An 8,798-nucleotide genomic window follows, 5' to 3' on the forward strand; every position below is an offset into this window, starting at 1 on the left:
ACCCCTGTTCATGGAAAACGATGTCGAAAAAGCGGATCTCCAACAGGTTAGCCTGGCCTTGCTCCGTGGTGCTCGTGGGCGGCCCATGACGCCCAGTGCCGTGGCCGGACGACGATCACCGGACCTCCGGGGGTATTCGCGTCGTACTGCGGATACTTGTCCACCAACGCCCGGATTCCGGCGTTCCCGACCGCCGAGGTGGCGTCGACCACGTTCGCGTCGCCGTCGACACGAATCCACCACAGTCGCGTCCAGTCCTCGTCGTACCCGTCCACCAGCAGACTCACCCGGCCGGTCGACCGGATGTTGTCGAGACGGCGAAGCCGACGCGTCGACTTCGGTTTGTCGTCGACAGCCGAATACACGACGTCACCGGCGAGGGCGAACACCACCGGCACCAGGTGTGGTGCACCGTCGGCGGTCACGGTGCCGAGAGTCGCCACCCGTGCCCGCGCGAACCTGCTCTGCCGCTCCTGTTCGTGCATCCAGACCAGGCTAGAACACGCCGCGGCCGGGAGTCAGGCGCTGACGTCGTCCAGCGCCGCAGCGATGGCATCGGGCAGTTCGAGCTCCTCGGTGGCGAGCACGCCGGTGTGCTGGGCGTAGTCGCGGGCACCGACGATCGCGCTCGCGACCCCGGGCCGGTCCCGCACCCACGCCAGTGCCACGGCCAGCGGAGACGCCCCCAGGCCGTCCGCCGCGGTGACCACGGCGTCCACCACCCGGGACGTCTCCTGGGTCAGGTAGCCGCTGACGTCGTCCGCGCCGGATTCCGAGGCGCCGCGGGAATCGGCGGGGATGCCGTCGCGGTACTTGCCGGTCAGAACCCCGCCCGCGAGGGGCACCGCGGCGAGCACTCCGACGCCGTGGTGCGCGGCGGCGGGCACCAGCTCGTCCTCGACGCCGCGGGCCAGCAACGAGTACTCGGCCTGCGTGGCGGTCAGGGGCGACACCGACGATGCGGTGGCCAGCTGCCAGCCCAGGTAGCCGCGCGCGCCGACGTACCGGACCCGGCCGGTGTCGACGGCGTGGGCGAGCGTGGCGGCGACCTCGTCGACCGGGGTCTGCGGATCCCATGCCGCGACCTGCCACAGGTCGAGGTGATCGGTGCCGAGTTCGCGCAGGGTCGCGTCGAGTTGCGTGAGCAGGGACCGTCGGGAACAGTCCACGCCGCCCGACCCCGGGTGAATCCCGCTGGTGCTCGAGATCACCAGATCGGTGCGGGGGATGACGTCGTCGAGCAGTTCGGCGAGGATCCGCTGCGCCGCCCCGCATCCGTAGAACGGTGACGAATCGACAAGTGTGCCACCGGCTTCGACGAACCCGAGCAATTGTGCCGCGGCCTCGTCCCCGTCGGTGTCCCGTCCCCACGACAGGGTGCCGAGACCGATCCGGGACACCCGTAGACCGCTGCGTCCGACCGTGCGCTGCTTCATTGTTCGACCACCACAAGTCCGGAAGCGTAGTGCCGCAGCGCTGCGCAGCACAGTGACTCGCCGGTCGTGCCCGCCGCGGACCCGGTCCGGCGCGCCGAGACGCTCCGCCGGTACGGTGCAGACCGTGATGCGTCGCCCAGCCACGTCGTTGGCCCCCCGATCGAAGACCTCTGCACCCGGCGACGGCGGGAGCACACGGTGATCGGGGAGTCCATGACCTGGCTGCAGGCGATCGTCCTCGGCGTGGTGCAGGGCCTGACCGAGTTCCTGCCGATCTCCTCGTCCGGCCACCTGCGGATCGTCTCGGAAGTGTTCTTCGGGGAGGACGCCGGGGCCTCGTTCACCGCCGTGACCCAACTCGGCACCGAGGCGGCCGTGCTGGTCTACTTCGCCCGCGACATCGGCCGGATCGTGATGGCCTGGGTGCGGGGTCTCCGGGATCCGGACAAGCGGGGTCACGACTACAAGATGGGCTGGTACGTCATCATCGGCACCATCCCCGTCGGCATCCTCGGGTTCCTGTTCAAGGACCAGGTGCGCACCGGTGCCCGCAACCTGTGGCTGGTCGCGACGATGCTGATCGTCTTCGCGCTGGTGATCGCCGCCGCCGAGCACTACGGCCGCAAGCAGCGGCCGATCGAGCAGCTGACCCTCAAGGACGGTGTGATCATGGGCTCGGCGCAGGCGCTGGCTCTGATCCCGGGTGTCTCCCGCTCCGGCGGCACGATCAGCGCCGGCCTGTTCCTCGGCCTGACGCGAGAGGCCGCCGCGAGGTACTCGTTCCTGCTGGCGATCCCGGCGGTGACCGCGGCGGGCCTGTTCTCGCTCCCGGACGCGTTCGAGCCGGCCGGCGAAGGACTCAACGCCAGCGGTGCCCAGTTGATCGTGGCGACCGTCATCGCGTTCCTCATCGGCTACGCCACCATCGCCTGGCTGCTGCGATTCGTCGTCAACCACTCGATGTACTGGTTCGTCGGGTACCGGATCATCCTCGGCGTCGTGCTGCTGGTGTTGCTGGGCACCGGTGTCGTCGCGGCGACCTGACCCGATCCGCCCTACTCTGAATCCATGACGGTGATTCTGGTCCGGCACGGCCGGTCGACGGCAAACACGTCGGGCGTCCTAGCCGGGCGTGGTTCCGGCATCGATCTCGACGAGCTCGGCCGCGAACAGGCGGAGTCCCTCGTCGGCAGGCTCGGCGGCCTGGACGTGACCGCGATCGTGCGTTCCCCGCTGCTGCGGTGCGAACGCACGGTCGCACCGCTTGCCGACAAACTCGGGCTGATGCCGGTCGTCGACGACGCGCTCGCCGAGGTGGACTACGGGCAGTGGACCGGCCGGTCGATCAAGGAACTGCTCGACGAGCCGCTGTGGAAGGTCGTGCAGCAGCATCCGTCGGCGGCGGTGTTTCCGGACGGCGAGGGGCTCGCACAGGTCCAGGCCCGCGCGGTGGCCGCGATCCGGGCCCACGACACCCGGCTGGCCGCCGAACACGAGCGGGACGTGTTGTGGGTGGCGTGCAGCCACGGGGACGTGATCAAGTCGGTGCTCGCCGATGCGCTCGGCACGCACCTGGACGGATTCCAGCGCATCGTCACCGAACCGGCGTCGATCAGCGTGATTCGCTACACGGCGACCCGGCCGTTCGTGCTGCGGATGAACGACACCGGCGCCGACCTGTCCGGTCTGGGCGGCTCCGGTGCCGCGAAGCCGGCCGGTGTCGGAGCGTCCGAGGCCGTCCCCGGCGGCGAGGTGGGAACCGCCGGAAAGGGCGGATAATGGGACCGGGCGGAGACCGGAACACGACCCGACTGTGTGACGACCCGATCACGTGGAGGTGCTGAATGTCCCGAGCGATTCACGTCTTTCGCACCCCTGACCGCTTCGTCGCGGGCACTGTCGGTGAGCCGGGGGACCGCGCGTTCTACCTGCAGGCGGTCCACGACACCCGCGTGGTGAGCGTGCTGCTGGAGAAGCAACAGGTGCAGGTTCTCGCGGACCGGATGGGCCTGCTGCTCGACGAGGTGCACCGCCGGTTCGGCACCGCGGTCCCGCCGCACGAGGCCGAGCCCAGCGACACCAGTCCGCTGGTGATGCCGATCGACGCCGAGTTCCGGGTCGGGACGATGGGATTGGGTTGGGACTCCGACGCCGGTGCCGTCGTCGTCGAACTGCTGGCGGTGTCCGAGTCCGAGATCGACGAGTCGGTGGTGCTCGACGACGTGGAAGAGGGCCCGGACGCCGTGCGCGTGTTCCTGACTCCGGAACAGGCCCGCGAGTTCGCGGTGCGGTCCGAACGGGTGATCTCCGCGGGCCGGGCGCCCTGCCCGCTGTGCGGCGAGCCGCTGTCGCCGGAGGGGCACGTGTGCGTACGGACCAACGGCTACCGGCGGGGTGCGACCTTCGCCCGCCCCGACGACGGCGAGAGCTGACCGTTGACCACCTCGTATCCAGACACCGGAGAATCCCGTTCCGACGGCGTCGACCTGCTCGCGTCCGGTGAGCTGACGGTCCTGGGCCGGATCGTGTCGGCGAGCAACGCGACCCTGGTGTGCGAAGCGACGGCGGACGGCCGCAGTGAGCGCTGTGTCTACAAGCCGGTCCGGGGCGAGCGCCCGCTGTGGGACTTCCCGGACGGCACCCTCGCCGGCCGGGAGGTGGCGTCGTATCTGATCTCGGAGGCACTCGGCTGGGGAGTGATCCCGCGGACCATCCTGCGCGACGGCCCCTACGGGCCGGGCATGGTGCAGCACTGGGTGGAGACGCCGGATTCGGCGGGCGAGCGGGGCGAACGTCTCGACCTGGTGGACATCTGCCCGCCGGACCGGGTACCGGACGGCTGGTTCCAGGTGCTGCTCGCCTACGACGGGGAGGGTGAGGAGGTCGCGCTCATCCACGCCGACGATCCGCGGCTGCTGCGGATGGCGGTCCTCGACGTGCTGCTCAACAACGCCGACCGGAAGGGCGGGCACGCGTTGGAGGGCACCGACGGATCCGTGTACGGCGTCGACCACGGCATCTGCCTGCACACCGAGAACAAGCTGCGGACCGTGCTGTGGGGCTGGGCCGGCCAGCGGATCGGTGGGGACCTGCTCGCCGACATCGCGGGATTCGAGCAGACGCTGGGCGGTGAGCTCGCCGACCGGCTGGCCGAACACGTCACCGTCGCCGAGGTGCGGGCACTGCGCGAGCGGACGCGCGCGCTGCTCGCCGATCCGGTGATGCCGCAGCCGAGCACGCACCGGCCGATCCCGTGGCCCGCGTTCTGATCTCGCTCGTCTGACCTCGCCCATCGGGGGAGCCGGATGACGCTTCGGATAGGCTCGGCAGCATGCAGTCCTGGTCCGACATCGCCGTTCCGCCCGTACCCGGTCAGGGGCCGCCGTTGCGGCTCTACGACACCGCGGACCGCCGCGTGCGGCCCGTCACTCCGGGCCCGACGGCCACGATGTACGTGTGCGGCATCACGCCGTACGACGCCACGCATCTCGGTCACGCCGCGACATACCTCGCGTTCGACCTGGTGAACCGGATGTGGCGGGACTCCGGACACGACGTCCACTACGTGCAGAACGTCACCGACGTAGACGACCCGCTGTTCGAGCGTGCGGAGCGCGACGGTGAGGACTGGGTGGTGCTCGGGATGCGCGAGACCGCGCTGTTCCGGGAGGACATGGAAGCGCTGCGGGTGCTGCCTCCGCGCGACTACATCGGTGCCGTCGAGTCGGTGAACGAGGTCGTCGAGATGGTCGGCAAGATGCTGGCCGCAGGCGCCGCGTACGTCGTCGACGACGCCGAGTACCCGGACGTGTACTTCCGTGTCGACGCCACCGAACAGTTCGGCTACGAATCCGGCTACGACCGCGAGACGATGGAGCGCTTCTTCGCCGAACGGGGCGGCGACCCCGACCGGCCCGGCAAGCAGGACCGCCTCGACGCCCTGGTGTGGCGGGCGCAGCGACCCGGTGAGCCGTCGTGGCCGTCACCGTTCGGTGCGGGCCGGCCGGGCTGGCACGTCGAGTGCTCGGCGATCGCACTGAACCGCATCGGTTCCGGATTCGACGTCCAGGGCGGCGGCAGCGACCTGATCTTCCCGCACCACGAGTTCTCCGCCGCGCACGCGGAATCGGTTGTGTGCGAACGCAGATTCGCGCGGCACTACGTGCACACCGGCATGATCGGCCTGGACGGCGAGAAGATGTCCAAGAGCCGCGGCAACCTGGTGTTCGTCTCGAAGCTGCGTGGCGAGGGCGTCGACCCGATGGCGATCCGGCTCGGTCTGCTGTCCGGGCACTACCGGCAGGACCGGGCCTGGACCGGTGATGTGCTCGCCGCCGCCGAGGAGCGGCTCGCGCTCTGGCGGCGGGCGGCGGCGCTGCCCACCGCCGAGAACGTCCTGGACACGGTCGCCCGGCTGCGTCAGCACCTCGCCGACGATCTCGACACCCCGAAGGCGCTCGACGCGCTCGACGGCTGGGCCCGCCGGGCCGTCGATCACGGCGGCTCCGACGCCGCGGCGCCGGGCCTGTTCTCCGATGCCGTCGACGCGTTGCTGGGGGTGTCGCTGCGCTGAGGCGCCGCGGTGTCACCCGCCGCGTCCGTCGATGTGCGCCGGGTGCGCGGTCGAGAGCGCTCCCCGGGGCCGCGTCGTTCATCGTGCACGTCGTTCGTCGGACACGGCGTTTGGCGGCGCGCGCGCCGGGTAACCCGATGCCATGAAGAATGTGTGGATCGGATTGGTCATCGGAGCGCTCACCGGTGCGGTGGTGGGGGCTGTCGCCAACGCCGTGCGGGGCGCCGAACGCCGGGTCCAGGAAGCGGACTTCGGCACTCGCGCGCACGATGCGGCGACGAAGCTGGCGTCGTCCGTCGCCGAGTCCCCTGTCGGTGAGATGGGGAAGCAGGCCGGGCATCTCGTCGCCGACACCGCCCGCCGCGCGGAGAAGTTCGCGGAGGAGCACGTGCCCGTGGGCGGGAACCGTCGGGCGAACTGAGAGACCGGGTTCGGAGGACCGGCGTCGGCCCGCCGCGCGCGACTGCGGCCTCCGCTCGTCACCGGGCCGAGGCCGGGGCCGCTCGCGGTGAGACGCGGGTACTCGATCGATGCCGTGCGACGCGGGAACGGGCCGCATCATTCCGACGCGAGGAGTGGTCATGGCGAACAATCTGCGGGACAAGAGAATTGCCTTTCTGGTTGCGCCCGAAGGGGCCGAGCAGGTGGAACTGACCGAACCGTGGTCGGCGGTGTCCGACGCAGGCGCGTCACCGGTCCTGGTGTCGACCCGGCCGGGACGGGTCCGGGCCTTCCGGCATCTGGACCGCGGTGCGTCCTTTCCGGTCGACGCGGTCGCGGGCGAGGTCCCGTCGGCGGATTTCGACGCACTCGTGCTTCCGGGCGGATTGGCGAACCCCGACCACCTTCGGACCGTGTCCGAGGCGGTCGACTTCGTCCGCGGGTTCTTCGACGAGGGCAAGCCGGTGGCCGTCATCTGCCACGGACCGTGGACGCTCGTCGAGGCCGGTGTGCTGAGTGGACGCACACTGACCTCGTGGCCGAGTCTGCGGACCGACATCCGCAACGCGGGCGGCCGGTGGATCGACGAGCCGGTGGTGGTGTGCAGGCAGGCGCCGAGTGTGCTGGTCTCGAGTCGGAGGCCCGCCGATCTCCCGGACTTCTGCCGCAGCCTCGTCGAGGTCTTCGCCGCTGCGTCCGCGCCCGCCTGAACCTCCAACCAGCCTGAACTTCTACCAGCCTGAACTTTTACCCGCATGAACATCTACAGGAGGTGCAACTCATGGGAACGTGCACGACGTGTGGAAACGACTATGACAAGGTGTTCACCCTGACGATGGGGGACAGGACGGGCACGTTCGACAGCTTCGAATGTGCGATCCAGGAGATGGCGCCGGTGTGCGCGCACTGCGGGTGCCGGATCCTCGGTCACGGTGTCGAGACCGGTGGCGCCGTCTACTGCTGCGCGCACTGCGCCCGCAGGTCCGGGCACGACGAACTCGTCGATCGCGGTGCCGGCTGAGCCGACCTCAGGTGTCCGGGTGCTGCCGGTTGCTAGGCGTCCCGGTGCTTCGCGCCCGTGTCCGCGGCCCCGTGCTCGGTGGATTCGGGGTGCTCGGGTTCGCCGGATTCGTCGCCGGTCCGGAGGTCCGGATCGATCCGGTCTGCGCGTCCCCACTGGTCGTCGACCTCGGCACGCGCCTCGTCCGCGTCGGACCGGGTGGCAGCCGCCCGCTGCCGCAGGCGTTCGGATTCTGCCTGCTTCGCGTCCGCCTCGGCGCTCGCGATGCGGGCCTTGGCCGCGGTCTCGCTCGCGAGGGCTTCCTTCTCGCCGACATCGAACGACTGCTGACGCGCGTCGGCGCGGATCCGCTCGGCCTCCTCGCGCCGGCGTTCGGTCCGCCTGCGCATGAGCAGGACAACTGCCGCGGCGACGAGCAGCACCACGACGACGGCGACGACGATCCACACGATGGTTGCGGTGTTCATTTCGACTCCTCGTTTGCAGGCCCGCGACCGCGGGGCAGTTCCGAGTTCCCCGCTCGGGGGAGGTCGAAACCTCGGACGCCGCGGACACGGTGCGGACGCAGAACAGCGTGTCCGTCAAGGCTTCTCGTTCATCAGGTGTGGCCTGTTCAGGTGTGGCGTGCCCGGTAGGCGCCCTGCCCGACGGCCACCCGGCCGAGAACGAGCCCGAGCGCGAGCATGCCGGCGCCGAGTCCGAGGTGCAGCCAGTTGTCCGCGGTGTTCACGGGCACGAAGTTCGCTGCGGAGTGCTGGTCGACGAGCATCCCGTACACCCACAGCGCCAGGTACACGATGCCGCCGCCGACGAGGAACAGTCGCGCCGCCGCGGCCGTGCGTGCCATCGCGAGTCCGGCGACACCGAAGACCAGGTGCACGATGTTGTGCAGCACCGACACGGTGAACGTTCCGAACAGGGCGGCGCCCGATTCGTGTCCGGCGAACGTGAGTGCGTCGTAGTTCGTCGTGATTCCGGGGATGAAGCCGAGCACCCCGACCGCCAGGAACACCCCACCCACCACCAGCGCCGTCATCTGGATCGGTGACCGTGTCACCGTGGACTTCTCTCTTTGTGCCTGCATCGCCAATCGCCTCCTGCCTCGGGTGAGGGTGTCGGGGTACCCGAGGGTCGCAGATCCAAACCTGCGGCACCAGGCAGGGTGAGCGGCAGGCGCGGCGCCCGTCATTCGGTCGCCGTATCGCCACGAGTACCGACTCTTCGGTATCGACCCAGTCACGGACGACGAAGGCCGAGTCCCGATATCATGAACAGGCAGCCCACACGACGCCGACGTTGAAGCAACAGCATCCGCGTGAGGATTCGG

12 protein-coding genes are annotated in these 8,798 nt (G+C 69.9%); 8 read left to right on the forward strand and 4 right to left on the reverse strand.

Annotated elements, in window-relative coordinates; all coding sequences use genetic code 11:
- Positions 1-47: 47 nt before the first annotated feature.
- Positions 48-485, reverse strand: a complete 438-nt coding sequence (locus ACWEPG_RS04325) for a TIGR03668 family PPOX class F420-dependent oxidoreductase (protein ID WP_450135321.1) — start codon at positions 483-485, stop codon at positions 48-50.
- Positions 486-518: 33 nt separating this feature from the next.
- Positions 519-1,436 carry an aldo/keto reductase gene (locus ACWEPG_RS04330; protein ID WP_450113727.1) on the reverse strand — a complete coding sequence of 306 codons (918 nt, stop codon included), beginning with the start codon at positions 1,434-1,436 and terminating at the stop codon, positions 519-521.
- A gap of 201 nt (positions 1,437-1,637) precedes the next feature.
- Between ACWEPG_RS04330 and ACWEPG_RS04335 the strand changes: the two genes are divergently transcribed.
- From ACWEPG_RS04335 to ACWEPG_RS04370, 8 genes are all read left to right on the forward strand, one after another.
- A complete protein-coding gene (locus ACWEPG_RS04335; RefSeq protein ID WP_450113798.1) occupies positions 1,638-2,480 on the forward strand; it encodes an undecaprenyl-diphosphate phosphatase in 843 nt (280 codons plus the stop codon).
- A gap of 24 nt (positions 2,481-2,504) precedes the next feature.
- Complete coding sequence (locus tag ACWEPG_RS04340; RefSeq protein ID WP_450113726.1) at positions 2,505-3,215, forward strand: histidine phosphatase family protein; 711 nt, start codon at positions 2,505-2,507, stop codon at positions 3,213-3,215.
- Between the two features lie 65 nt (positions 3,216-3,280).
- Positions 3,281-3,868: a DUF3090 domain-containing protein gene (locus ACWEPG_RS04345; protein ID WP_450113725.1), complete on the forward strand. Its 588-nt coding sequence runs from the start codon at positions 3,281-3,283 to the stop codon at positions 3,866-3,868.
- Positions 3,869-3,871: 3 nt separating this feature from the next.
- A complete protein-coding gene (locus ACWEPG_RS04350; protein WP_450113724.1) occupies positions 3,872-4,705 on the forward strand; it encodes an SCO1664 family protein in 834 nt (277 codons plus the stop codon).
- A gap of 62 nt (positions 4,706-4,767) precedes the next feature.
- Complete coding sequence (gene mshC, locus ACWEPG_RS04355; RefSeq protein ID WP_452593962.1) at positions 4,768-6,009, forward strand: cysteine--1-D-myo-inosityl 2-amino-2-deoxy-alpha-D-glucopyranoside ligase; 1,242 nt, start codon at positions 4,768-4,770, stop codon at positions 6,007-6,009.
- 142 nt (positions 6,010-6,151) lie between these two features.
- Positions 6,152-6,430 carry a hypothetical protein gene (locus ACWEPG_RS04360; RefSeq protein ID WP_450113722.1) on the forward strand — a complete coding sequence of 93 codons (279 nt, stop codon included), beginning with the start codon at positions 6,152-6,154 and terminating at the stop codon, positions 6,428-6,430.
- 160 nt (positions 6,431-6,590) lie between these two features.
- The gene (locus tag ACWEPG_RS04365) at positions 6,591-7,160 is read left to right on the forward strand and encodes a type 1 glutamine amidotransferase domain-containing protein (protein WP_450113721.1); all 570 of its coding nucleotides are present in this window, start codon (positions 6,591-6,593) and stop codon (positions 7,158-7,160) included.
- A gap of 71 nt (positions 7,161-7,231) precedes the next feature.
- Complete coding sequence (locus ACWEPG_RS04370; RefSeq protein ID WP_450113720.1) at positions 7,232-7,471, forward strand: hypothetical protein; 240 nt, start codon at positions 7,232-7,234, stop codon at positions 7,469-7,471.
- A gap of 32 nt (positions 7,472-7,503) precedes the next feature.
- Here ACWEPG_RS04370 and ACWEPG_RS04375 read toward each other — a convergent pair whose 3' ends face one another.
- Both ACWEPG_RS04375 and ACWEPG_RS04380 read right to left on the reverse strand, forming a co-directional pair.
- Complete coding sequence (locus ACWEPG_RS04375; protein ID WP_450113719.1) at positions 7,504-7,938, reverse strand: hypothetical protein; 435 nt, start codon at positions 7,936-7,938, stop codon at positions 7,504-7,506.
- A gap of 146 nt (positions 7,939-8,084) precedes the next feature.
- On the reverse strand, positions 8,085-8,528 hold the full coding sequence (locus tag ACWEPG_RS04380) for a DUF4383 domain-containing protein (RefSeq protein ID WP_450113718.1): 444 nt from the start codon (positions 8,526-8,528) through the stop codon (positions 8,085-8,087).
- Positions 8,529-8,798: the final 270 nt, after the last annotated feature.

This window comes from Rhodococcus sp. NPDC004095, from assembly GCF_053604015.1.